This is a genomic window from Phenylobacterium sp. GW821-FHT12F10 (assembly GCF_058806695.1).
The window spans coordinates 185,327-209,454 of record NZ_JBXAPY010000001.1 but is presented as its reverse complement, the minus strand read 5'-3'; the positions used below and the strand labels follow the sequence as shown (position 1 = coordinate 209,454).

Genomic DNA, 24,128 nt, shown 5'->3' with positions numbered 1-24,128 from the left:
CGCTTCCTTCACCGAAGCGGACCTTGTTCCTGAGCGTCACCGCTCGCCCCCATGCACCCGAAAGGTTCAGTTCATGGCCGAAGACGAGGTGCTGATCCGGCGCGCGGAGGTTGTGCGCATCCACCTCGATTGCCTTGATGCGCTCCTGAGGGAACCCGGCCAAGGTGCCTCCGAGGCGATCCGCGCGAGTCTGTCGTTGCGCTTCCTATTGGACGGAGCGCTGAACCAGGTCGCGCATGCCGCGGGCCTTCCGCTGGTAATCCCTGCACCTGCACTGGACACTGTGCCGATCGATCAGTGCCTGCTTTTCGCCTGCGGCGGATACGAAGTGGCTGGGACTCCGCTTGCACCTCATTACTCCTATCGAGAGCCCGGCCTTCACAGCGTCCATCGCGCTCAATTCGACCAGCAAGTGGCGGCTTCGCCTCGGACGCACGAGATGAATGAGGTGAAGCTCGGTCGATTTTGGCAGCTTCCCTGCATTGCTCTTGTTGGAGAGGTGTTCAGTCGGGAAACGACAGTGCGGTATGTGGCCAACAAGTGCGGCGGCGCTCACCACCATGATGACGCGGGCAAGTTCGATGAAATCGACCGCCGCTTGACCAGCATTGGTCACGTGCTGCGAGTGAACGGCAAGGGCTTGTCGGCCGTGTTCCTGGAGACGCTTGGGACCGCCTGGTTCCTCCTGAACGCGCCCAGTGTTGCCGAGCTACGGACGGCTCTCCGCAGTTGATGCCTGAGGCGCAGAAGGGACTGATATCCGAGCAAGCCTTTGGACTGGTGCAAGCGCATCCTCAAAGGCCAGCGTGCAACGAGCATCAGGTTGGGTAGCGGCCACGAGCAGACATTCATCTGGGTGCTGAAGGCGGACGTCAGACGCTCCAAACGTAAGGTCTGCTGACGACCAATGCGGGCCTCACGATGACCCGCCAGTGGCCCAGATTCGGGCGAAGACCCGCAACGAGCGTTGGATTGGAGGCCACCCCAACTGCATCACCTAACCTCTCTGCCCATGGCCTCGGAGAGCATGCCGCTCAATTCAGGGACGTCTGACCGCAGGATGTGGTCGAGGGTCTCGAATGTGGCAGCCAACCGTCGCACATAGTCGAGCCGAACCTCTCGCTCGCCCCCTGCATAGATAAGGGCCCGGGCGAGATGGGCGCGCATCCTACGGCCTTCGGGCGTGCGACCTAGCTCCTTCAAATCCCGAACGGCGACTTCGAGCATGTACTGGCGGAAGCTCTCACTGACATTGCTGGCCATCAAGACGGTGCGCATGCACTGACCAAGCGTCAGCGCCGCGGTAACCGGGATGCGCCCTTCGCCTCGAGTGGCATCCGGCGGTACGGCCTGGTGGAAACTTCCGGCCGGCAATTCGTCGACAAGACGAACCCAATCGCCGAGCGTACTGAAGGCCTCGTAAAGCAGACGAGCCCCACGCGTCGGAAACTCATCATTGATTTCGACGGATGGATCGCTGTCGGCGTAGCCCTCCACCAACTTCTTAATAATGTCCGAGAAGTACATTAGCCACATGTGGTAACGCACGCCCTGGAATGCTGCGCTTGTAACCATCACATCGAAGTAAAAAAGGCCGGCAAAGACCGGATCGTGCCAGCGCTCGGCCTCGAAACCTTCCGGTGAGCCGTTCAGAAATTCCACGTAGCCGGGCCCGCTGCCCGTCCGAAGCATTTTCAACATATGATCGCCAACAGGCTTCCAGGCGCCGAGCTCCTCAGCACGCTTCGCATCAGCAAACAGGAAGAACAGCAGCCGATTGCGATCCGGCATCGCATAACGGTGGCCCTCGGCGAAGTTCTGGTTTTGCTCGAGTTCCTGGGAGAGCGCGCTGCTCGGTGATGAGACTAGGTCCCTCATGTACGCCTCGAAGAAGTCCGCGCGCTGGTAACTTTGAATTCTAAGCAGGGGTAGCGCGAAATAGGGACGGCTCTCGACGATGAAGCGCCGCAGCGCGGGTGTGGTGAAGAGCAAGCGCAGAAGGTCCTGAGCGGCCTCCTCCGCGCTCCGTTGTGATGGTGCCAAACGCCCGAGCCGGCCGACGAAGGGCAAGAGGCGTCGCCAAGCCGACCAGCCGGTTGTCGGCTTCTCGGCCCGCTGGTCGAGAAGTGCTCGCCAGGCCCCCGTGATTTGCCCTTGCCCACGCCACTCCGCGAACTGCGCCGACAGGCGCTGGAGGGGCAGACTGCGGTCCGCGGCCCTTCCCACGAACGGAAGGTAGGGCTCGACGAAGTCGGTGAGCTCCGCGAAGCGTTGTTCGTATACCAGACGATCCGCCAGCCGCCGGATGGCTACCAGCGCACCGCCACCGGGCCGAGCCAGCTTGTGGACGCACCACGCCAGGATTATCCAGGCGAGGACCACCAGGAACGCTAGCTGGTTTGGCTTGAACGTTCCGTCCCGTGCAAAGGTCAGCAGATCGCAGGCCTCGCCTAGGAGCGCCGGGCAGGGTTGGCCCATCGCCTCGAACAGCTCGAGATAAAGAACGGCGATGAACGCGGTGACGGCTAGCGGAAGCTGGATCCATAGTGCCAGCCGCGCGCGCAACCGCGGCACAGGTGGAATGAGAGCGTAGATCGCCGCGCTGAGCGCGAGCACGGCGAGTAAGCCGTCTAGCGTCATCGGCGATGACCTTCCCAGAAGAGACGCCTACGAGCGGCAACAAGTTGCGAGTTCCGAGACTTCATACCTCAGGTTAAGCTTCTCGCACCATGTCGCAAACCTCCCCGCCCACGCTCCCCACACCGCCGATCGCCGGCGCATGTAGCAACTTGGGCAGCGTCCATGGATGAACTTCCGGCGATCACGGACAAGTACGATCGGGCGTATGTCGAAGCCGGCCTGGCGTCGCTGGAGGCCATGAACGTGTTCGCCCTGGAATTCTGTAAGGACGTCGCCGAGATTTACGACGTGCTTACTCGCGCGCGAAACGTCGAGCGCAACCCAACGGGGTTCGATCTAGACGACGCGCCGATTCTAGGCCTCCTGGTGAGGATCTCGAAACTTTTGCGGGAGGTCGCCTGGTACTACGAAGCGGACAAAGGTGAGATCGTCAGCATCCTTGAGCGACCTCTCCTAGAGGCCGCGGTCATGGCCTCGTACCTCTTGTCCAGCTCGGCCGAGATCATCGAGGACTACCGGAAATGTTCCTATAAGGATCGACTTCGCATCCTTCGTGATCTCGAGGCCGGTTCCCCCTTCTTAGACACCAAAGCCGGGAAACGGCTTCTGTTAGCCGTGCAGGATAAGCTTGCGTTTGAGGGTCTCACTAAGGACGACTTCGCGGCGCAGAAGAAGAACAGTTGGAGGGTACAGGGGAAGTCCTTCCGGACCATCTTCGGAGAGGTCGAGCACGACAATCTCTATTCACCGTCCTACGGGATCATGTCGGAGTCGATCCACGGGTCGTGGAACGAGTCGATGGACTGGTGCCTCGCGAAGAACGAGAACGGCACGTTCTCCAGCTATCCGCTCTACCATCCGGCCGACGTTCGCTACATCGTAGCGACGCTGCGGTTTACGCTCGAACCGTTCCGGAGATGGCTCACCCGCGTCGACATCGCGGACGAGAATCTGCTGGGGGTGCTGGACTGGATTGATCGCATGATCGCCCTGCTCTTCCGCACCTTCGACGAGAAATTCGACGGCTGATCAGTAGCTTCTCGGCCCACCGCAACCGTTGCTTGCGCCGGTGAGGCTTGGAGCCCATTTGAAGCACTCATGACAAAATCCGCCCACGGAAAAACAAGGACCGAGAAGGCGCCCGCCGGCGAAGGTGAGCGGCGCGCCGTCCGCGGCTTCGTGCGCCAATGGGATCTCAGTGCGAGGCTGCTCTACGAGGCGATCGCCGCCGGTCGCTTAGCCTGGGTGGGCCTTGCTGATCGCGGCGCAGGTCAGTTCGACGACTTGGTCCTCGGGATGATCGATGGAAGCGTCATCGCCCATCAGGTCAAGACGAGCCAGAACCCCGGCTCCTTCAGCCTCGACACCCTCATGCTCGGAGCGTCGTCTCTACTGGCAAGGCAACTCACCGCTCGCGACAAACTTGCCGCGGGTGGTGCGACCGTCATTCAGACCGTGCTGGCAACCGATGAGTTACCGCGCGTTGACGATCGCTTGCGTGGAGCATCGGAAACTTCGTCGACCGTATCGTTCCTTGAGCACTTTGAAATCCACCGCGACAGTTGGACCCTGCAGGACTGGAAAGCATCCGCCTTCGGAGGGTTCATCGATGAACTTCGTACCGCCTCCGCACTCGCTGACGATGCTTTTCTGGATGCCTTTAGGGGCATGCGATTCCTGACCGCGGGGGACGAACGCAGCCGCGGGCATCAGGCGGCAACCCCGAATGAACAGCGCCGGATTGCACAGTTGGCCTCCTTGATCCCGCGATTGGTGGCCCAGACTGGCGCGCCGGATAGATGGCCCGCCGCCGACTTCCTTCGCGAGCTTGGATGGCGCGACGCCTTCGAGCTTCGCCACGCCCACCAGTTCCCGATCGACGAGTTCGTCCAGAGCAACTCTGAGACCGAGGGTCGTCTTCAATCCGCGCTGGCAAACCCCGCCCTTCGCTATGTCAGCCTGCTTGGACCACCCGGCGTGGGCAAATCCACGCTGCTGCAGTCGGGCCTGCTTCCGACGCCAAAGGCAGTGATCGTCCGATACTTGGCCTTCGTCCCAGACGAAACCCACGGGCTTGGTCGCGCTGAGGCCTTCGACTTCCTTAGCGATCTGATTGCGCAATTGAAGCAGGGAGGAGTTGGCGGAAAGCTGATCCCCGCTCTGGAGTTGGAAGAGCTCCGGGCGCAATTTCAGCAGTTGCTCGCTGAGTGTTCAGCGCGGTGGAAGGCCGAAGGCGTCCGGACGGTCTTTGTTGTCGATGGCCTCGACCACGTCCCACGTGAGGAACGACCGGTCCGTAGTTTCCTCAACGAGTTGCCGCTTCCCACGGCTTTGCCGGAAGGCGTTGTCTTCGTCCTTGGATCTCAACGTCTCGAACTCGAAGGGATGCCACCGTCAGTCTCCGCGGCGGCCGCCGCCGATGGCGCCAAAGTCGTCGTCGCGCCCCTATCGCGCGAAGCCGTTCGGCAGTGGGCCGACCGGGCCACCTTACCCGCCGATGTCGATCGCGAACGTCTGTATGACCGGACACAGGGCCATCCCCTTTCGACGCGCTATGCGCTTGAGGCGCTCCGTCACGCCGACACGCTGGAGGCCCGTGCGGCATGGCTGACAGTAGGGCCTGCCTACGACGGGGACGTGGCGGTCTTCTACGAACGTGCTTGGCGGGAACTTGAGAACGACGCCAACGCCCGCAGGGCGCTTGCCTTCGTTTCCATCGCAGAGGCTCCGCTGAGCCCGACCAGCCTCGATGCTCTGGTCGGCGACATCTCAACCGATGCAGCCCACAAGGCAGCGCAACACCTTCTGATCATCGACCCCAGCGGGGGATGGTCGATCTTTCACAACAGCTTCCGCGTCTTCCTCGCCCAGCAGACAACGACACGCTTTGGGCGCGACGATCCTAATGGCCTACGGCGGCGCTATGTCGAACTGGCTGATGTGGCTAGGAACGCGGCGCTGGACGATCCTCAGCACTGGATGGAACTGCGCTACCTGGCCCGCGCTGGCGACCAGGACCGAGTATCGGATCTGGCGTCCGCAGATCGTTTTCGCTCGGAGTTCGTGGCCGGACGTGACGTCGAAGACATTCGTACGGACATCCGCTTTGCCATGCAGGCGGCCCGGTCTCGACACGACCTCACCATGCTCATCGAGCTGGCCTTGGCGCAGCATGAGATCACGATGCGCATCGGCGCCCTAGGTGATGAGGTCTTCGACGCCTACCTTGCTGTCTACGATCTTGAAGGTGCCCGTGGTCTCCTCAAGGCCGACCCTCCTTTCCTCTCGCCTAGCAAGCCGTTCGATCTCGTCGCCAAGCTCTTCTCGCTCGGCGCGGCTGCCCAAGCTCGCGCGCTCTTCGAGCAAGCCGAACCTCTCGACGAGATCCTCGGCGCGAAACCGGTCGAAGAATTCGGGCAACGCAGCACCCTTCCGGCATGGGCAAGACAAGCCTTAGCGTTCCGCACACCAACCCATGTGCGGGCAAGCCTTGAGCGATTGCGTCCGCCGCTTCAGCCGATTCACGATTGGGACATGGCGGACTACCGGGTCCAGCTGAAGCTTATCGCGCTGGAAGGTGCCCTTGACCGCCAGCCTCGCCTCGACCGGGTTGCGCTGATGTCGGAGTTGGGGCTGGCGGCGGACTTCGGGCCGCTCGTCACTTGGTACGCCGCTCGGTCCGCCTGGGAAGCCGGTGACGTCGAAGCAGCGCGGCGAGCACTGCAGAGCTTCAACGGCGAGCCGCAGATCCTCGGCACCTCTGGTCGCCTATACGCGGCTGCCTTGGCTCAACGTCTGGACCTGCCCGACCTTGCGCTACGACTAACAATGAACCTCGCGGCCCCGTCGCTCGCCGACCTTGAGTTCGACTATCAGCCCGACATCATGCGCGGCGCCGCTCAAAACATCATAATGTTCGCCCGAGTTCGCGCCCAAATGGGCTTGCCCCATGTTGCCGGGGCGGCTCCTGATGAGCCGCTGCTCGCTGCCCTTCAGGCCAAGCTCGAATTGGTCGGACGTCTCTGGGGTGAGGGGATGGCGCGACAAGAGCCGCACACTGCGCTCTTGCCCGCCTTTCGCGCCATCCTGGACTACTTCGAGCATGCTGGCGTTGGCGACGATCCCTTTGACCGGTCCAAGGTTGTTAGGGTCTTGGACGAGGCGATCGGGTCGCTCATCCGAGCAGCACGCGCATTTGGCCCCGCAGCGACGGCCGCATTGGCCGAGATGTTGGACACACGTTTCGCAAACGGCCGCGGACTGGACATTGGCAGCGTGCGCCGGACGGCCTCGATCGGCTTTTGGAATGCTGATGGAGATGTCGACGCCGCGGTGCGCCGCCTCGGGGCGGCCGCGCCCCGCATTGAGTCGACGCCGGCGGAGCAGCTCGCCGAAGTCGCCCTCCACGCTTCGACGCTTGCCGAGCTCCAACTGGAGAAACAGGCGCGCGATGGATTGGTCAACATGCATCGCCACGGGCTTGGATACGGGCTCGCAGCCAAGAAGGATGGACAATACGTCTTCTGGCGCGAGGTGTTTGTCCGCGCGAACGCTGCGGATCCAGAGAGGCGCTCGGAGCGCTTGTCGGCCTTCGGACGGCTGCTGATCGGCATGAGCGAGACGGAAGGCCGCAACGCCGGACAGAGGCTTGTGAACGCCTTCCTTTTGGAAGCGAGTCGATCATCGGCGGATTGGGCGGACACGGCCGCCGATCTTATCGAAGAGAGCCATCTCTCCGACTGGCCGGGCATCGTGGCCGGACTGGCGCAGGGTGTTGTCGCCACGACGCCGACGCTGGTCCCAGCGAGCTGCGTGATTTACGGGCGGATTGGCCTGCCGTGGACGGGCGCGCACGACAACATCCCCTACGTCGACCTCCTGGACAATGCTTCGGCGGATGATATCGAAGCCGTGGCGGCGCACGCCTTAATCTGTATTGAGACGGACGCGCACGCCACGGCCCGCCTCCAGCTGATCGACGAAGTGCTCGCCGCCGCCGCGGCTCAGGACTGTCCGATCGACACAGCCGCACGGACCCGCTGGGCCGCTGAGGCACCGCCAACTGAAGCACGTGGAAGCCCAGAAGACCGCTTCGCCGATGTTGCCAACCTGGAGGAACTCGAGAGCCGGCTTGGGGCGGATAGAGCCGATCACGGCTATGGGCTGACCCGGGCGTTCGAACGGGTCGCAAAAGGCGCGGATTTCATCCGGCTCAAAGGGGTCTTCGAGCGCGAACCGCGGCTGCGGGAAGATGTGCCGAGCGTGGCGGCTTTCGTCCGCGAGGCCATGGCGGCGGGGGCCGAGACGGATGCTGCCGCCGGCATGGATTTGCTGCGACCGCTCGCTGAGGTCTCGCATAGCTGGACCTATTGGCGCGGAGAGGCTGCGCGTCACTTCCATGAACTGGACGTTCTAAGACGCGGAGCCATCGCCCGCGCAGACGCCTTTGACGCCCTCGCCAGCGCCCTGGCCGAAGGTCGCGAAGACGCCACGAGCCTCATTCCCGATCTGCCCGAGGCCCTTGAGGTCATCAGCGAAATGCCACCCTGGCCTCAAATCTGGGACAGCCTTGCCTGTCAGCTTGAGCAGTTTCGCGAGGTGCAACTGGCGCCAGCCGTCACCTGCCCAGCTCCGGCCGATTCGAATGGCGTCGAGGTGTTAGCGAGACTGCTGTTGCGCGCCACGGAGATCGGCGCGACGGACCTGGCGCGGGGAGTCCGGGTCGCGGCTGACGAACTCACGGCGGTTCCGGAAGGGGGGAACATCGTCCGGCGCCTCCTTGAGCTGATGCTCGGGTCCGTGGCCCGCGTGCGCCTGGACGCCATGCAGATCGCATGGGAACTTCGGGACCAAAGCTTCGTCTGGTCGGTTCTGGCGTCGCGATTGAACGAGCTTCAGTCGGATGAAGACTACGCCATCCGGAAGGGCGCGAACGACTTGGCGCGGCAGTGGGCCCAGCCGGTGAAGATGGTACGCCTGCCCCTGCCGGGCGGCTATGATCTCATCGTCCCGGAAACAGCGCAATCCAGGCGGTTTGATCCGCCTTCGGGTAGCTCGCTGGCCTCGAGCGGGCTTTGGACGCCCGATCCACTCTCCTTGACCTTCGCACTCGAGTTTCCTCTCAAAATCCTTGAGGAGGCGACAGCGATATCGCTGCCTACCCTGCGCGCTCGGGTCGCTCAAAAGATGCAGGCTCTCGGCCCATCGGCCGCGTTTGGCCCTGCGGCCGATGGGGATCTCCGGACCCGATACCTGCGTCTGAGCTTGCATGGCGGGTTCACCAAGCTGGTTCCCGCGGCCTCTTTTGTCGCCTTCCGCCAGGTCCTCGCAGAACTCGTCGCCGCGGACCGTATCGATCGCCGGGCCATCCCGATCCTGCTCATTGAAACCGGAGCCTACCCCGCGGGACTCTACACTCAGGCACCTGGGCCGCGTCCAGCTGGGGTGATCGCACCAGCCGCCGCAGACTACCTGTCATCGAGCCATCCGTGGCCCGATCTGGTCGCTGAGGATCTCTTGCGCCCGTCGGTGGAGGGTTGGCGCGTTCTGGCCGCCACCGCCAACTTTGGGCGCCGCCAATTCAAGGATGAGTGGGAAATTGACCGGTACTTCGGCTACGGGGTGACAGCCCCTGAGGCCACGGCGGCCCGGCAAAGGGCGAGCCTTCCCACCGTTTACTTCGGCGAGCGCCTGGAGCCGGCCTACAGGGACCCTTCTCCTTTTGGGGTCGCAGAACTGCGAGCCGGAATCTCCAGGGCTTTGCCCTCCCCGGGCCTGTCATTTTGCCCACGGCTTGCCGAGGTGTGTGGTTGGCTCAGTGACGCGGATAATCCTCTTCGTTGGCGCAACACCGCCGGCGAGGTCATGGCCGAGACCCGCTTCTGGCGCGACGGTGGGATCGCAAGCGACAACTATGAGCGGACCTGGACCGGCGAAGGTTGCCTCGTGGTTGCGTCCGATGTGGGCTTCCAAGCGGTTGCCACACATCTGCGTGGAGATCCAACTCCGCTCGCGTGGCGTCAGGCTGAGGTCAAACGGGTCAAGAGGGCGAGTGCGGCGCCGGAAACAGCTCACGCCGTCTTTCTCAGGCAACCCCTTTAGACCGCGTCTGGCGAGTTCTGTCCTGACTCGCGAAATCCTTCGCCTCTCGCAGCGCTGGCTCCACGCCCGCCGAATGCATCTGCACGGAACGTTCGAGCTCCGGGCGCGCGAGAATCTGGGCTTCGAATTCTCTTCGCTGCGGAAGAACCACGGACGGTCAGGTACTCCCTGCGTCGGATGACCGGCGGCGAGGATCGGCCGCACTTTCTTCGTTCCAGCCCTCGCGTGCGCGTCGCGCGCGTTATGGTCTCCAGCTACGGCAAGTAGGTCCCCAACTGCGTTACGGGCAACACCAGGGCATCAAGCTCCCGCCCGGCAGCAGCGTGCCGGGCTAGCCAGCCCCGAAGGCTGACGACGTTGTCGCCGTCCTGGATGGACGGGGAGCAAGCGGGCACATCCTCCTCTACCAATGCCCGAGGACAAGTCTGGTCCAAGATCACCCGCACCCTCGTATCGCGCGCCAAGACCACCCGCTGCGCTTCCAACCTGTAGGCGTTTTCCTCCCGGCCAGAGCCAAGAGCCTGAAGGTTGTTGCCGTAGCGGTGCAATGCCTCTGGAAAGACGCCGCCGGCCCTGTCCGCCACCTCAAGTTCGCCGGTTCGGTTGAGAAGGGCACCGATCAACCTCCTAGCCATCTCGACGATATCGCCGGTGTGTTGAGGGAGCGGAATTGTTGAGGGACCGTCGCCGGAGATGAAATCGGCTAAGGCAACTGACGCGCGGCTCAACCCAGCGACATAGCCTCGGTGGAAATCCCCGTAGGGCTCGCGGTCTGATTGGGTGTCGATGTGGGTCATGGGTGTCTATCTTTCGAGAGGGGCGGCGTCATCTCGACGCTGCTGTTTGCCGCCACACCCACATGGATGGACGGAATTCCGTTTGGACGCCCGGCCTCTGTTCCGCTGGCGACCTTGGCTAGAACCGAGTTCCCAATCTCCAATTTGGTGGGTGAGCGAGGCCGAGGAAGTCGGGGAACAGGGGGACGGGAGGACCACTCTTAAGAGTGTGGTCCGGTCCGGTCCCCCAAACAGCCCCCCTGCAGGTCTTCCGGCATTGGTGGACGAATGGGCTTCCGTCCTCTTCCGTCCTGTCCCCCGAGGGGTTGGCGCGGGCTTCATCGCCCGACCAACGGCCAAATCATGCCGCCCTCGACCCGCATGCGATGGGTGCTAACCAGATGGTCGCGGCCACGGTCGAAATCAGCCTTCCGCTGGTCCTGCCACTTGCGTTTACACGCCTTCCGGCTCGCATCGTCAGGGCACTCGCCATAGTCCGGCTCCGAAGGTCCGACCCCGATGCTGTAGGCATCGACACGAAGATCGGCGACGCAGACGCCCTTCGCGCCCTCGGCCCCCGCCGCCGTCATGGGAATGCCCTTGGCCTCAAAGATGCGGTTAAAGGCCTTCAGGATCAGGTCCGCAGTCGCCATGGCCTTGGTGGGTGTACGCCCGGTCTTCGGGCGGTCGGGCATCGCCACCTCTTCCACGGTGCAGGTCGTGATGGTGTCGCCGTCTTCATCGCAACCAATCGCCACCTCGACTAGCGCGAACGCAAACTTGTCGCCGGACGCTCCGTCCTTGACCTTGACCACCTCGCCAACCCTGATGCCTTCGGCATCCGCGCCCTCAAACATGATCAGCCCGTCCGCGTTGGCCTTGAGACCCGACCAACCTCGGATGCCACGGGTTTCGTCCTTCCCGGTGTGTGCGATGACTAGGACCAGCAGGTCATAGTCCAGGGCGAGCGTTTGGAGGGCTGCCAAGACGGGGCTCATGTCCTTCGCGCTGTTCTCGTCCGCGCCGGGGGTGGAGGCGCTGAGGGTATCGACCACCACCATGCCCAGTTCGCACCCCTTGGCGGCCATGCTGGCCCTGGTCTCGGCGATGGTGGCGCGCAGGTCCTCCACGTCGCCCTCGTCAGTGAGGTTCGGGGCTTGGCCGATGAAGGCGAGGCGACCACCCCACGTTCCCACCTTGCGGCGCAGGCCATCGATACGATTGCGGACCCCGCCCGCACCCTCGCTGGCGATGTAGAGGACTCCGCAGGGTTTGGACTTTCGCCCCGCCACTGACTGCCCCCTGCAGACCCTGGCGATGGCGTTCAAGGCCCAGAACGATTTCCCTGACATGGAGGCCCCGGCGACGATACAGACACCGATTGCGGGCCACAGCCCCTTCACTCGCCAGCCCAATGCAAGGGGCCGGATGCCGTCGAAGTTCTCGACCACGAACTTTGAACGGCGCGCGGTCTCGATGACCGGCGGAACACCGTCCATGGCCGCCCGCCGCTCCTGACGGCTGACCATGCCACCCGGGTCGGGGTCGTTCGCCACGGCCCAGTCGGGCAGGGCTTCAAGGGTTGGAGGAGGCGCGACGGTCGTGCGGGCGGTGAGGTTGAAGTCAATCATTGGCCACTTCCCTCATCAGCACGTCGCTCCAATCCTGGCCTTCAGGAGCCGCCGCCACTGCGCGGGCGCAGCGCCGGGAGGATCGCTCCACCAGCATCGTCGCAGCCTCCAACCCAGCCCTGTCACCGTCTGCGGCCACCACCAGGCGCTTGACCTCCGAGGGCGGCGTGAAGTTACGCAGGCCGCTGGTGGAGAGGCAGGCCCACACCGCCAGCCCGGCCATTTGGCTGTACGAAAGGCCGGTCTCCAGGCCCTCGCTCACCCCCAGGACGCCGTTGACAGGTACGGGCGCGAACCGGACTGCCGCGCCCCGCATGTCGCCGAACATCCGGCGCGGGTTTGTCATATCCGACTTGCCCGACCCGTCAGGCTTGATTGCGGTGACGTGCAGACCGGAGGACTTGCCGTCCGGTCCCGTCACGATGGCGACCATGGCCGTGTAAACGGCGGAGCCCTGATAACCGAGCGGCGCGGCGGCGTGGAACCGGATCGCGTCGGGGATCGGCCCGATGATGCCCCGGCCCGCAAGGTAGGATTCCACCGGCGAGCTTTCGGCGGGCAGGGTGTCGGCCCACATCCTTTGGCAGAAAGCGAGCTTGGAGGCCCGCTCCAGGGCGGCGAGCCGCTTCCGGTCCTCCTGCGCCAACTTGGCCTCGCGGGCGCTCTGTGGCCGGTCCTGAGTCTCGGGCAAGCCCAGGTAGGCGCTGACCACGCTGTGAGGCTCATTCGCGAAGGAATGATAGATCGCCCGGCCCCGATCATTGATCATGACGGACAGGGATCGATCGTGGCGCGAGTGGCCGGGCCCCGGCATCACCAACCGCCGGCCACCGTCGTAGAGATCGCCACCGAACTGCTGGCGCAGCGTGTGGAGGTTGAGAGCGGAGTTCATTCGTCACCCCCGATCCAACCCTTCTTCCGGGCATGCACCTCGACCGCCTGTAGCTCGGCAATGACGCCCGGTAGGTGTTGGACGTTGAGGCGCAGCCCATCCTTTGTCGGCGTCATAACCTCGGTTGCCGGACACATCCGATAGACACGCATGTCGAAGTGGCCGCCCGCCAGTTCGAAGCGAAGTTCGCCCACGGGACCGTTTTCCGACGTGCATGGAGCGCCCTGCGCCCACTTGGGGTTCGGGACAATTTCCCACTGTCGGGCATCTTCGCCGCCGCGCCCATGATCGGAGAACCGGATGAGGCCTTTCTTTCGAAGGCTGTTAAGGCGAGCCCTAATAGTGACGGGCTTGTAGCGGTTGATGCCGTGACGCTTGAGGGAGGCAGCGACGTCGCTGGCCGACGCCGTGCCCTGGTCGCAGATGACGCTCAGGCAGCGTTCCGCCAGCGTCGCGCCAGTATCGGTCCAGGGCGCAATGGCGCGGCGGACCAGCGCTTTCTTGGCCTGCTTTATAGCCTTATCTTCGGGGCGTTCCGCGTCAGTGCGAACGATATCCGAGAGCCCGCCGCGTTCCAGCGCAGCGGGTTTTCCGTTGAGGGCCATGGCTCAGGCGGCTTCCTTACGGAAGCTCTCAAAGTAGCTTTCCAGGTCGGTGCGCAAGATCAGGCGACGGCCACCAACTTTGATGGTCGGAAGCGTGCCATCCTTAATTTTGAGGTAGAGGAACGAACGCGAGACGCTCGACGCGTCGGCTGCATCGACAATGCTCATGGCGAACTTCATTAGGAACCTTTCTGACCACCACTGAATGTTATGTGGTCCAGGTTGAGGTTGCCCTGACACGCAAGATAATCAAACGACCATGCTAACTTGTTTTTTCGAACGTAATTCCGCGCGTTTACACGACTTCTAGGTATAGGCGTTTAAACGTGCGATGCCTCTACCTAACGCGCGTCGCAGAGCGCGCAAGCCGCTGGCGTGGCTCATTCAATCGCTTGAGAGCATTCCACGTACTCAGCCCAGGAATCCATCATCTGCCGGCGCTTTTCCAACGCGTCGCCGCGACGGTATGCGCGTTCAGTTTGATCACCCACCGAATGCGCGAGCGCGGCCTCCGCGACCTCGCGCGGAAACGACGAAACCTCACCAGACCAGTCGCGGAAGCTTGATCGAAATCCGTGTACGGTAATTTCCAGCTTCATCCTGCGAAGCAACATTTCGAAGGCCATTACCGAGAGGGGACGCCCCTTCCTCTGACCTGGGAAGATGTAGCTCTTGGGATCGATCACCCCTTGGGCATCCTTGGCGAGCGGCGCAGCGGCGTCGAGAATTGCGAGCGCGCGCTCACCTAGGGGCACGCGGTGTTCTCGACCGGCCTTCATGCGCGTCGCGGGCACAGTCCAGACCTTTTCCTTGAGATCGATCTCTCCCCATGTCGCGCCCATCACCTCGCCCGACCGCGCGGCGGTGAGGACAAGCAATTCGAGCCCAAGGGCCGACACCGCCTCGCGCTGCCGCAGGGCGGCGACGAAAGCGGCGACTTCGTCATAGGGCATGGCCGCGTGATGGCCGCGTGTGAGCTTCTGTCTCTTGGGGAGCAGGTGGTCTAGGTGGCCCCGCCAGCGGGCAGGGTTCTCCCCAGCACGGTGGCCCTGCGCCTTCGCCGCATCGAGAACACGCTCAATGCGTCCCCGAAGCCGAGAGGCTGTCTCCGGCTTCTCCAGCCAAAGCACCTTCAACACGTCCAGAACATCCGCCGTTTCTACGTCGTCAACACGCATCGCCCGCAGCGGAGCCGCATAGGTCTTCAGGGTCATCGACCACTGGTCCTGATGCTTCTCGTTTCGCCACTGGGGTTTCATACTTTCGACGAAGGCATCGGCGGCTTCGCCAAAGGTCGGCTTGGCGCGATCCGCCTTGGCCTGGGCCGCACGCTCATCAATGGGGTTCTTACCGTCATTGCGGACCCCCTGGGCGTCACGCGCCCTCTTCCGGGCCTCCGCCAGTAGGACGCCCGGAAAGCCGCCCAGGCCCATCTCCCTTAGCTTTCCTTCCCACCGGAACAGGAAGACCCAGCGCTTCGCGCCCGGCTTATCGCCTTCACCCTTGTCCACAACGAGATAGAGATTGCCGCCGTCAGCATGCCGCCCCGCCTTCGTCAGAGCCTTGATGGTGAGGCTATCGAGCCGCTTCTCTTGCCTACGCGCCACGCAACCACCCCAACAAAAACCCCAATATTGTTAGGGTATGCTCATGGATGCCTCTGGACGGTCAAGGACGGATTCCGCACCATTTCCTTATGATGCAAGGGTTATGGGAACCTAGGCGGACGACATCGGAAGCCAGTATGGCGGTCTCTCTCACCGCCAAAATTCTTCGATACGGCGATATCGTTTAGGCGACGCGGCGTGCGCCCGTGGGACGTCGGGGCGTCCGCCCCGACGGTCGAGCTGGGTCTCAGCGCGACACCCGGCGCCTGTGCGAAACGCGCCACGAAGCGCGCCACGACACGGGCGACAGCGTCACCCGTAGGGGATCAGCCGCGAGCTGCCTGCCGAGCTCGACCCTGACGACGCTCTCGCCGCCAAAACTCCCGGTCAGGAGATCACGTCGTTCGGCACGGCTTAGCGGCGACGGCTCGAACAGGCGGTCGCAGGGCAGCATGTCCTCGGGAAATTCCTTGGGTTCGACCTCGCCGGTCGCGAGTCCGGCGAGGAAGTCGGTGAGGCCGCAATCGAACGCCTCATAGTGTCCCATGCCCCGGTCCCAGACCACGCCGCCCCAGTCGTCAGGTTCCCCTCTCGGCAGCCAGAAGAGATAGTCGCCGAAGTCGGTCTTACCGAACGGCAGCAATCCACCGGGCTCTGGCCATAGGGGGTAGGGGCGATCCTGGTCGCGGCGAAGGTCGTCGCAAATCACGCGAACCTCCGACTGCAACCTCACATAGGGGCTCCAGGACACCGGGACGTGAACGCCTAGAAATTCCATGAAGGCGCCGGAGCCGTAGATCCGGACGAAGTCCTTGTAGTCCCGAGGAAGCTCCGTACCCAGATCGGCCTCGATCGCCTCCCACGGCCCAAGGTACGCCTCGTCCGGCGCCGGCGGCGGCGGGACCACCCTGATCAAATTCTCGATCGTCATCTGGGTCTCCCTGCGGGGTTCTCGACAATACGAGCGATGGGTCCGCCGCGAGACCCAAGCGCACTGAGGAGAATTCTCGCCGGCGGCAGCGCTCCGGGAGCGTGGAGCGGTATGGCGGAATATTCGACAACTTCGCCCGCTTGAACCCTGCGTCTCACGCCTTTCTCGAAGTCCCGCATCCGGGGTGAATTGGAGGGGGTTTGTGTCAGCGTGACGAGGTTTCGTGGATCACGGCCAGAACCGCCAAGCTGCTTGGCGAGAAGATGGCCCCTCGCTTCGTTGAATTCATCGCCGTTGCCCTGCCAACCTGGTGCGCCACCAGGCGCCTCTTTGCTTCGCGATCCCCTCCGCGCGTACCCATCGGGAGCGTGGCGCCACGGTCTCACAGAGGGCGATCTTCGTCAAGAACAAAACGAGAACAATGCGTGAGTCGCCTCCTACCCCCCCAGCCGCCCCTGGCTCTCCAGCAGCCGCGCCTCCAGCGGCCCGCGCCAGCCGTCCGCGGCCGCGCCCCGTAGCATGAGCGCGTAGCCGTAGCGGATGGTGGGCGCCAGCAGGTGCGGCGGCAGCTCCCCCACCACCCAGTCCAGCATGGCCGAGCGGAACTGCAGGTCCAGCTGCCGCAGCAGCAGGGCCCGGTCGATGCGGGGCGACAGGGCGCCGGCCTCGCCGGCCGCCTCGATCAGGCCGCGCCAGAAGGCGTCGCGCTTGCGGTTGTAGATCTCTCCGCGGACGTCGTCGTCCTGGGTGTCGAACACCGCCGCCCACAGGGTGCGGTAGAAGGACGGGTCGTCCACATAGAAGGCCACCGACATGTCGATGGCCGTGAAGATCCGCTCCAGCGGATCGGCGGAATTGACGTGGCTGAAGCGGTCGTGGAACTCCCGCACGTCGTCCAGCAGGGCCAGGACGATGGCCCGCTTGGAGCCGAACAGGTTGTAGGGGGTGGCCAGGCTGACCCCGGCCCGGGTGGCGAGCGCCCGCATCGACAGGCCCGCATTGCCGGTCTCACGGATCAGGTCGCGGGCGGCGTGGATGATCCGACCCCGCCGTTCAGCCTTGCCGGCTTCCCGGCGCCCCACGCTCGCCAGCGACGCCTGTTCTCCCGACACGCCCGTCTCCCGTCACCGGGCGACCGCGCCCTCCGGGTCCGACATAGCCGAGGCGGGGGCGAAAGACTATAACGCGATCTGTTTTCGTGTAGGATTGAGGGGTCACGCAGGCCAACCTTGCGGACCTGGGCATGTGCGGCGGGAGGGCGGCATGGCTCGAATCTTGACGCCGAGGGCGGGCGCGCCCGACGACCTGGAGCCCCGCAAGCTGCCGCGCCAGGCGCGGTCGCGGGCGACCTTCCACGCCATCCTCGACGCCTGCGGCCAGGTGCTGTCCAGCGGCTCCTACGAGGCGCTGACCACCAACGCCATCTCCGAACGGGCGGGCGTCAGCATCGGCACCCTCTACGAGTACTTCCCCAACCGCGAGGCCATCGTCGCGGCCCTGGTGGCGGAGTCCTGCGCGGAGATCGTGCGGCGGATGCGCCAGGCGGTGGAGGAGACCGCGTCGATGCCCGCCTTCCAGGGGATGGAACACCTGCTGGCCGCCGGGATCGAGGCCCTGGGCGCCCACGACAACATGATCCGCACCCTGCTGCGCGACGCCCCCTTCGTGGTGCAACTCCCCGCCTACCTCCAGACCCGCGAGGCCCTCACCGATCTCTGCCAGGACATCGGTCTGCGCTCGGCCGCCCACCTGACCCTGCCCGACCCCACCGCCGACATCTGGCTGATCTCCCAGATGCTGTTCGGGGCCATGATGGAGATCGCCTCCCAGCCGGCGCCGGACTCCCGGCGCGCGGCCCTGCGCCTCGAATTGGCCCGCCTGACCTTCCGCATGACCATGGGCCGCGATCCCCACCCCCACGAGGCGGCGAGGGGCCCCGCGGAATCCGAGCCGCGCCGGGGGCCGGCGGTCGCGTCCGGCGCCTGACCCGGGCGCCCTTTAGCTATAACACGTTATGAATACCGGCTTTGCGCGTATCGGCGTTCGCTGAAAGCGCGCGGCGGAAACCCGAGTAGTCGCGCCCGGCGCGCGGGCCACATACTCATCGCGGGGGCACGCCGACACCTGCGCGAGAAGACATCCCGCATCGTCGGCGCCAAGCGACCCCGAACAAAATGGACCCGAGGCGGACCCCGCCCGGGCGGGGAGAGAAACGATGCAACATCCTTCGCGTCTGCGGAGCCTGCTGGCCCTGGGCGTCAGCGCGGGCGCCCTCGTCACCGCGTCCCAGGCCCTGGCCCAGGCCAGGCCGCCCGCCGGGAACGCCCCCAACGTCATTTCCGAACTGGTGGTCACCGCCCAGCGGCGGGAGGAGAGCATCCAGGACGTGCCCATCGCGGTCTCGGCCTTCTCCGGCGACAGCCTGAAGAACCAGCGCATCGAGACCGGCCAGGACCTGCTGCAGGCGGTCCCCAACGTGAACTTCTCCCGCGGCAATTTCGGCGGCTACAACTTCCAGATTCGCGGCATCGGCACCAAGCTGGTGGCCACCAGCGCCGACGCGGCCATCGGCATCCACGAGAACAACGTCCCGCTGACCGCCAACACCCTGGCCGACGCGGAGTTCTACGACGTGGCCCGGGTCGAGGTGCTGCGCGGGCCCCAGGGCACCCAGTTCGGCCGCAACACCACCGGCGGCCTGGTGAACGTCATCACCAACCAGCCCAGCGACGTCTTCGGCGCCCGGATCAGCGGCGATGTCGGCAACTACGCCACCCGCCGCGTCAACGGCATGGTCAACCTGCCCCTGCCCGCCGGCTTCGCCCTGCGGGTGGCCGGCGCCTATCTCAAGCGCGACGGCTTCTACGACAACCTCACCACCGGCCACGACGTCGACGACCGCGACCTGTGGTCCGGCCGCGCCACCCTGGCCTGGGCGCCCAGCGACCGCCTGCACGCCTATTTCATGTGGGAGCGGTTCCGCGAGAACGACAATCGCCTGCGGGTGGGCAAGCAGCTCTGCGTCAAGGATCCCGGCCCCACCACCATCGGCGGGGTCCCCACCAACACCTCGCCGGCCACCAGCACCCAGAACTATTTCAGCCAGGGCTGCAAGCTGGCCAGCCTGCGCGGCCCCGACGCCCTGCAGGAGATCAACAGCGCCGTCACCCTGGGGGGCGGCCTGGGCGTGGCGTCCGGCCTGATCAACGGCGACGCCTATGCCGGCAAGCTACAGAACCCCGACCTGCGCAAGATCGAGAGCGTGTTCGACCCCCTCTACCGCAACGACGCCGACGTCTATCAGCTCAACCTCACCTACCACCTCACCGACGCCCTGGAGCTCAGCTACACCGGCGCCTATTCGGAGAACGAGGGCTTCACGCAGGCCGACTACAACCGGGCGGTCCCCACCGGTACGCTGAACCCCAACGTCTTCGGCGGCCTGCTGACGGACTCCCAGGGTTACTTCAACGATCCCCAGGTCGGCCGCCGCAACCAGTTCACCACCATCGACTTCTCCGGCGGGGCCAGCACGCAGCGCAGCCATGAGCTGCGGGTGCAGAGCGCCTTCGACGGCCCGGTCAACTTCTCGGCCGGCGTCTCCGACCTGAAGTTCAAGACCCAGACCGACTACTTCGTCACCTCCAACACCCTGACGGCCCTGTCGGAGTTCATCAACCTGATCACCCCGGGGTGCCCGCAGACCGGGGCCCTGAACCGCCCCGACTGCATCTATGTCGATCCCTCGGCGATCCCGGACGGCTCGGGGGGCAACTATTTCGACAGCCGCACCGGCTACCAGATCTCGTCCCAGGCCGCCTTCGGCGAGATCTACTGGAACATCACCGACGACCTGAAGCTCACCACCGGCCTGCGCTACACCGTCGACCGCAAGCGGGCCCAGCCCTACCAGCCGCGCCTGCTCACCGCCGGCATCGGCCAGGCGCCGCTCGCCATCCAGACCGTGCACTTCAAGGAGACGACGGGGCGGGTGAACCTGGAATGGTCGCCGGACCTGTCCTTCACCGACAAGACCCTGCTCTATGCGTCCTACGCGCGGGGCTACAAGGGCGGCGGCTTCAACCCGCCCCAGTCGCCGGGCCAGGAGCTGTTCCCCAAGACCTATGAGCCGGAGTTCATCGACGCCGTCGAGGTGGGGGCCAAGAACACCCTGCTGGACGGCCGCCTGATCCTGAACGGGACCCTGTTCCACTACACCTACAAGGGCTACCAGGTCTCCTCGATCATCCAGCGGACCTCGGTCAATGTGAACATCGACGCCAAGCTCTGGGGCGCCGAGCTGGAGGGCATCTGGGAGCCGATCCGCAATCTGCGCTTCAACACCAGCCTGGGCTTCCTGCACACCGAGCTGGGGAACAACCAGTCCCTGGACCTGATGAACCTGACCCAGGGCGACCCCAGCCTGTCGGTGGTCCGCAACGGCCTGAGCTACGCCATGTGCGTCGCCCCGGTGGCCCAGCTGGCCCGCCTGCAGCAGCTGGTGAACGCCGGCGTCCTGCCCGCCGCGGCGGTGACCGGCTCGCTGTTCGCGCCCTCCCTGCTGCCGGGGGTCTGCAACGGCGGCTTCGCGCCGGGCACGCCGACGGCCACGGCGCTCGGCTTCTCGGTCACCCCCAGCGCCGGGATCCCGGCCCGGCTGGAGGGCAACGAACTGCCCAACTCGCCGCACGTGACCGCGGCGGTGGGCGCGCAATACCAATGGGAGCTGGACGGCGGCTGGCAGGTCACCCCGCGGGTGGACTTCTACTATCAGGGCAAGAGCTACGCCCGGATCTTCAACGCCATCAATGACCGGCTGGACTCCTACACCAACACCAATCTCTCGGTGCTGGTGGCCAAGCCCGACTGGGGCCTGCAGGTGCAGTTCTACGTGAAGAACCTCACCGACGAGACGGTGATCACCGACCAGTACCAGACCGACGACACCTCGGGCCTGTTCACCAACATCTTCATGACCGAGCCGCGCACCTACGGCGTCTCGATCACCAAGGAGTTCTGAGACCGGCGCGTTCTGAGACCGGGGAGGCCTCCCGACCCGACTCTGCTGGCCGTCCGGGGGATACAGATCCGCCGGACGGCCTTTTTCTTGGCCGGAGGGCGGAGGGGGTCTCTAGCCGGCCGCGGCGCTGGGGGTGTCGCTACGGGCGTAGCGCTGGCTGACCCGGCGCAGGCCCTCCAGGATCGCCTTGGTGCCGGCGCTGTCCTTGCCCGCCTCGGTGTGCAGCAGCAGGCGGAAGGCGCGCAGGTGGACGGCCACGGCGTTGGGGTCCCACTTCTCCTGGGTCTTCAGATAGTCCACCAGGTCGGCGAGGCTCACCAGGGCGGTGTCGATGGGGGCCAGGTCACAGGCGGTGGGCACGCCGATGGCGGCGCTGGCGATGGCGTACAGCTCCTCGGCCACCTTGGGATCGTACTCGCCGTTGGCGCGGTTGGCGCACAGCTCGGCCTGGTCGAGGGTCACCCGCAGTTCGTCGAGACACTCGGCGCGCAGGCTGGCCAGCCCGGCGCCGGCGCGCTTGACGGCGTCGGCCACCGGGAGGCCGCCGGGGGTGCGGAGCAGCTTGGCCAGCCGCACCACGGGCACATGGATCTTTACCGAGCTCAAAGGTTCACCCGCCGTGTCTTCAGCATGCCGTCAATGCTGTCCTGTTCCATGTTGGGCGAGCTCGCCTCGCCGACGTCGCCGACCAGGTCGTCCCGCCGGCGCCCGACCTTGCCGGCCGGCACGCCCTCGTTCTTGAAGCGCCGATCTGGCCCCATATAGCTATCGCACTCCACGAACCTGCGGCCCTCGCGGGCGATCCACAGGACGCGCTCCAGCACGGTGATGGGGGTCAGCGGCTTGGTCATCACGAAATGGGCGCCGCAATCGCGCGCCTTCGACACCGCCCCGCCGGGCGTGTGGCCCGCGGTCAGCAGCACCGGCACATAGCAGTTGGGTTCGATCCGCGAGCGGCGCAGCCAGCTCACGAAGTCATAGCCCGCGCCGCCGGGGCCCAGGGCGTCGGCCACCACCAGGTCCAGCTCGACCTTGCCGACGATGCCCTGCGCCTCTTCCACGGTCTCGGCCCGGTGCAGCACCTTGGCCCCGAAGCCGGTGAGGATCTGCACCAGGATGTTCATGCCCATCACCGATTCCTCGAGAACGAGCACCGAGGCGCGTTCGAGGTTGAACCGGGCGCGGGAATCCGGGCTGAGACCCATTCTGCATGCAACGTGCGGCCTGGCGGGCGAACCTGCCTGGGACCGCAGCGATCCTTCGTTCCGACGCGTTTCGCGACAGCGGCCAGTCTGGCCAGAGAGGGTTAAGAACATCTTCCGGCCGGCCAGGTGCGACAGGGCGTCACAGAAGACCGGCCTCCCGGGCCGGCGCGCCTGGTGACCCGCGGAAATCCGTTCTACTTCAGGCTGTTGGCCTCTACCGGGGCGGGTCGAAGATAGAGGGGATTGGTCAGCAGCATCAGCCGCCCGTCGGCCCCCCTCAGGTCCACCCTCAGCCAGCCGGGCTTGCCGTCGCTCACCAGGTCGAAGACCCGGGTCTCGTCGTCCCCGGCCAGGTCCGGATGGGTCAGGCTCGCCCGACCCGCCGCGCCCCCCGCCAGGCTCAGACGCCCTCCGGCCCCGCCCCGCACATGGACGCTGACCCGCACCGTCGCCCCCGCCGGCGCCGTCAGGACGTCCCCCATCTCGGCCCTCTGATTCCCCGCCTCGCCGGTCACCTCGATCAGCCGGTCGCGCGATCCGGTGACGTCGATGAAGACGTGGCCCGCGCGGATGGCCGCCAGGATCGCCGCCTGCGACTTGGCCGCCGCGTGGACCACCGTGGTGGGCATGCCCACGGCCGGGGCCTTGGCGGGGTCGAGGCTGGCGTCGTGATTGTCCGAGCCGCCGATGGCGGTGATCCGCCAGCCTTCGTTCAACCGCGCCTCCCAGACCGGAATCCCCGAGAACGGCCCCTCGGCCTTGCCGCCGATCAGGGCCATGCCGCCGCCGTTCACCGCCTCCATGGCCGGGATGCGCCCATAGGGGGTGTCGGCCACGCGCCAGCCGCAGCCCATGCAGGCCTCGCCCGACGGCATCGCCGGGTGGTTGATGGAAACCAGGCCGCCGGCCGCCTCGACCTGATCCAGGATCTTGGCCAGGCTCGGCGCCCGCGGGCTCCCGAGCTGGAAGTCGAGGGGTCCGGTGGGGCCGAAGACATTGGCGTGGCCCTGGAAGGTGGTGATCTCGCGGCCCGGGATCAGCACCAGGTCGTCGAAATAGGGGGCCAGCTCGCGCAGGGGTCCGTTCTGCGAGGTGGCGTTGTGATCGGTGACGCTGACGAAATCCAGCCCCCGGGCCGAGGCCGCCTCCAGGGTCTTGAACACCGGACAGGGGACGCGCGCGCCGCCGTGCGACAGGCAGGTCCCGTCGGAATGGCCGGTGTGCAGGTGCAGGTCGCCGCGATACCAGCCCGGCCCGCCCGTGGCCGCCGAAAGCTCGGCCGCCCGCGAGAACCAGATCCGCGCGCGATAGGCCGCGGTCGAACCCTTGCGGATATTGGGCGCCCCCAGCACCAGCCTCCAGGTCCCCGCCAGCAGCGGCCCGGCCAGATAGGAGGGCGTCGCCTCGGCCTCGGAAAGGGTGAAGCCCGCCTTGTTTCCCCCGCTCCAGCCCCGGAACCGCTGCGGGTCCCGCAAGCCGAGATCGATGGTCGCCTTCTGGTCGCGCCCCGAATAGTCGAAGGCCACGGTGATCTGAGTGACCCCGGCCGGAACCTTGAACGGAACCTCCCGATAGGTCTGGTGATCGGCGCCGGTGAGCGTTCCGGTGAGGGTGAGGTCAGGGGCCTGCGCGCGCGCCGCGCCGCTGAACAACAGGGCCGCCAGCAAGGCCAGGATGTGGAAGCTGCATCGCATCCAGAAGGAATATCCACGAACCCCAC

18 protein-coding genes are annotated in these 24,128 nt (G+C 65.4%); 5 read left to right on the top strand and 13 right to left on the bottom strand.

Annotated elements, in window-relative coordinates:
* The first annotated feature begins 73 nt into the window (after positions 1–73).
* Complete coding sequence (locus AC1RN5_RS01040; RefSeq protein WP_493039436.1) at positions 74–733, top strand: hypothetical protein; 660 nt, start codon at positions 74–76, stop codon at positions 731–733.
* A 260-nt stretch (positions 734–993) separates the two neighbouring features.
* On the opposite strand, the gene AC1RN5_RS01035 is transcribed toward AC1RN5_RS01040, so the two are convergent.
* A complete protein-coding gene (locus AC1RN5_RS01035) occupies positions 994–2,640 on the bottom strand; it encodes a hypothetical protein (RefSeq protein ID WP_493039435.1) in 1,647 nt (548 codons plus the stop codon).
* Positions 2,641–2,802: 162 nt separating this feature from the next.
* Between AC1RN5_RS01035 and AC1RN5_RS01030 the strand changes: the two genes are divergently transcribed.
* Positions 2,803–3,669: a DUF5677 domain-containing protein gene (locus tag AC1RN5_RS01030; RefSeq protein ID WP_493039434.1), complete on the top strand. Its 867-nt coding sequence runs from the start codon at positions 2,803–2,805 to the stop codon at positions 3,667–3,669.
* Between the two features lie 69 nt (positions 3,670–3,738).
* Positions 3,739–9,741, top strand: a complete 6,003-nt coding sequence (locus AC1RN5_RS01025; protein ID WP_493039433.1) for a hypothetical protein — start codon at positions 3,739–3,741, stop codon at positions 9,739–9,741.
* 254 nt (positions 9,742–9,995) lie between these two features.
* Here the strand turns inward: AC1RN5_RS01025 and AC1RN5_RS01020 are convergent, their stop codons facing one another.
* The 9 genes from AC1RN5_RS01020 to AC1RN5_RS00980 form a co-directional block, all read right to left on the bottom strand.
* A complete protein-coding gene (locus AC1RN5_RS01020; RefSeq protein WP_493039432.1) occupies positions 9,996–10,538 on the bottom strand; it encodes a hypothetical protein in 543 nt (180 codons plus the stop codon).
* 317 nt (positions 10,539–10,855) lie between these two features.
* Entirely contained in the window at positions 10,856–12,148 is a 1,293-nt protein-coding gene (locus AC1RN5_RS01015; protein ID WP_493039431.1) for an AAA family ATPase, read from the bottom strand.
* Entirely contained in the window at positions 12,141–13,040 is a 900-nt protein-coding gene (locus AC1RN5_RS01010; protein WP_493039430.1) for a DUF7146 domain-containing protein, read from the bottom strand. The genes AC1RN5_RS01015 and AC1RN5_RS01010 overlap by 8 nt, the downstream gene beginning before the upstream one ends.
* Positions 13,037–13,645, bottom strand: a complete 609-nt coding sequence (locus tag AC1RN5_RS01005; protein ID WP_493039429.1) for a hypothetical protein — start codon at positions 13,643–13,645, stop codon at positions 13,037–13,039. Before AC1RN5_RS01005 ends, AC1RN5_RS01010 begins: the two co-directional genes overlap by 4 nt.
* 3 nt (positions 13,646–13,648) lie before the next feature.
* Entirely contained in the window at positions 13,649–13,813 is a 165-nt protein-coding gene (locus tag AC1RN5_RS01000) for a helix-turn-helix domain-containing protein (RefSeq protein ID WP_421933042.1), read from the bottom strand.
* Between the two features lie 212 nt (positions 13,814–14,025).
* Positions 14,026–15,252 carry a tyrosine-type recombinase/integrase gene (locus tag AC1RN5_RS00995; protein WP_493039428.1) on the bottom strand — a complete coding sequence of 409 codons (1,227 nt, stop codon included), beginning with the start codon at positions 15,250–15,252 and terminating at the stop codon, positions 14,026–14,028.
* A gap of 247 nt (positions 15,253–15,499) precedes the next feature.
* Positions 15,500–16,183 (bottom strand): SMI1/KNR4 family protein, encoded by a 684-nt coding sequence (locus tag AC1RN5_RS00990; protein WP_493039427.1) that lies wholly within the window; start codon positions 16,181–16,183, stop codon positions 15,500–15,502.
* A complete protein-coding gene (locus AC1RN5_RS00985; RefSeq protein WP_493039426.1) occupies positions 16,180–16,569 on the bottom strand; it encodes a DNA/RNA non-specific endonuclease in 390 nt (129 codons plus the stop codon). Before AC1RN5_RS00985 ends, AC1RN5_RS00990 begins: the two co-directional genes overlap by 4 nt.
* Positions 16,570–16,620: 51 nt before the next feature.
* Positions 16,621–17,295 (bottom strand): TetR/AcrR family transcriptional regulator, encoded by a 675-nt coding sequence (locus AC1RN5_RS00980; RefSeq protein WP_493039425.1) that lies wholly within the window; start codon positions 17,293–17,295, stop codon positions 16,621–16,623.
* A gap of 151 nt (positions 17,296–17,446) precedes the next feature.
* On the opposite strand from AC1RN5_RS00980, the gene AC1RN5_RS00975 reads away from it, so the two are divergent.
* Positions 17,447–18,169, top strand: a complete 723-nt coding sequence (locus tag AC1RN5_RS00975) for a TetR/AcrR family transcriptional regulator (protein WP_493039424.1) — start codon at positions 17,447–17,449, stop codon at positions 18,167–18,169.
* Positions 18,170–18,398: 229 nt separating this feature from the next.
* A complete protein-coding gene (locus AC1RN5_RS00970) occupies positions 18,399–21,203 on the top strand; it encodes a TonB-dependent receptor (RefSeq protein WP_493039423.1) in 2,805 nt (934 codons plus the stop codon).
* A gap of 111 nt (positions 21,204–21,314) precedes the next feature.
* On the opposite strand, the gene AC1RN5_RS00965 is transcribed toward AC1RN5_RS00970, so the two are convergent.
* From AC1RN5_RS00965 to AC1RN5_RS00955, 3 genes are all read right to left on the bottom strand, one after another.
* Positions 21,315–21,809, bottom strand: a complete 495-nt coding sequence (locus AC1RN5_RS00965) for a hypothetical protein (protein WP_493039422.1) — start codon at positions 21,807–21,809, stop codon at positions 21,315–21,317.
* Positions 21,806–22,408 (bottom strand): response regulator, encoded by a 603-nt coding sequence (locus tag AC1RN5_RS00960; RefSeq protein WP_493039421.1) that lies wholly within the window; start codon positions 22,406–22,408, stop codon positions 21,806–21,808. Before AC1RN5_RS00960 ends, AC1RN5_RS00965 begins: the two co-directional genes overlap by 4 nt.
* A gap of 194 nt (positions 22,409–22,602) precedes the next feature.
* A complete protein-coding gene (locus AC1RN5_RS00955) occupies positions 22,603–24,102 on the bottom strand; it encodes a CehA/McbA family metallohydrolase (RefSeq protein ID WP_493039420.1) in 1,500 nt (499 codons plus the stop codon).
* Positions 24,103–24,128 lie beyond the last annotated feature (26 nt).

Excerpts from the sequence above, each read along its gene's own strand:
- AC1RN5_RS01025 (WP_493039433.1), top strand. The coding sequence starts at position 3,739 with ATGACAAAATCCGCCCACGGAAAAACAAGGACCGAGAAGGCGCCCGCC.
- AC1RN5_RS01035 (WP_493039435.1), bottom strand. The coding sequence starts at position 2,640 with ATGACGCTAGACGGCTTACTCGCCGTGCTCGCGCTCAGCGCGGCGATC.
- AC1RN5_RS01005 (WP_493039429.1), bottom strand. The coding sequence starts at position 13,645 with ATGGCCCTCAACGGAAAACCCGCTGCGCTGGAACGCGGCGGGCTCTCG.
- AC1RN5_RS00960 (WP_493039421.1), bottom strand. The coding sequence starts at position 22,408 with ATGGGTCTCAGCCCGGATTCCCGCGCCCGGTTCAACCTCGAACGCGCC.
- AC1RN5_RS01015 (WP_493039431.1), bottom strand. The coding sequence starts at position 12,148 with ATGATTGACTTCAACCTCACCGCCCGCACGACCGTCGCGCCTCCTCCA.
- AC1RN5_RS00990 (WP_493039427.1), bottom strand. The coding sequence starts at position 16,183 with ATGACGATCGAGAATTTGATCAGGGTGGTCCCGCCGCCGCCGGCGCCG.
- AC1RN5_RS01030 (WP_493039434.1), top strand. The coding sequence starts at position 2,803 with ATGGATGAACTTCCGGCGATCACGGACAAGTACGATCGGGCGTATGTC.
- AC1RN5_RS01020 (WP_493039432.1), bottom strand. The coding sequence starts at position 10,538 with ATGACCCACATCGACACCCAATCAGACCGCGAGCCCTACGGGGATTTC.
- AC1RN5_RS01010 (WP_493039430.1), bottom strand. The coding sequence starts at position 13,040 with ATGAACTCCGCTCTCAACCTCCACACGCTGCGCCAGCAGTTCGGTGGC.
- AC1RN5_RS01000 (WP_421933042.1), bottom strand. The coding sequence starts at position 13,813 with ATGAGCATTGTCGATGCAGCCGACGCGTCGAGCGTCTCGCGTTCGTTC.
- AC1RN5_RS00970 (WP_493039423.1), top strand. The coding sequence starts at position 18,399 with ATGCAACATCCTTCGCGTCTGCGGAGCCTGCTGGCCCTGGGCGTCAGC.
- AC1RN5_RS00955 (WP_493039420.1), bottom strand. The coding sequence starts at position 24,102 with ATGCGATGCAGCTTCCACATCCTGGCCTTGCTGGCGGCCCTGTTGTTC.
- AC1RN5_RS00975 (WP_493039424.1), top strand. The coding sequence starts at position 17,447 with ATGGCTCGAATCTTGACGCCGAGGGCGGGCGCGCCCGACGACCTGGAG.
- AC1RN5_RS01040 (WP_493039436.1), top strand. The coding sequence starts at position 74 with ATGGCCGAAGACGAGGTGCTGATCCGGCGCGCGGAGGTTGTGCGCATC.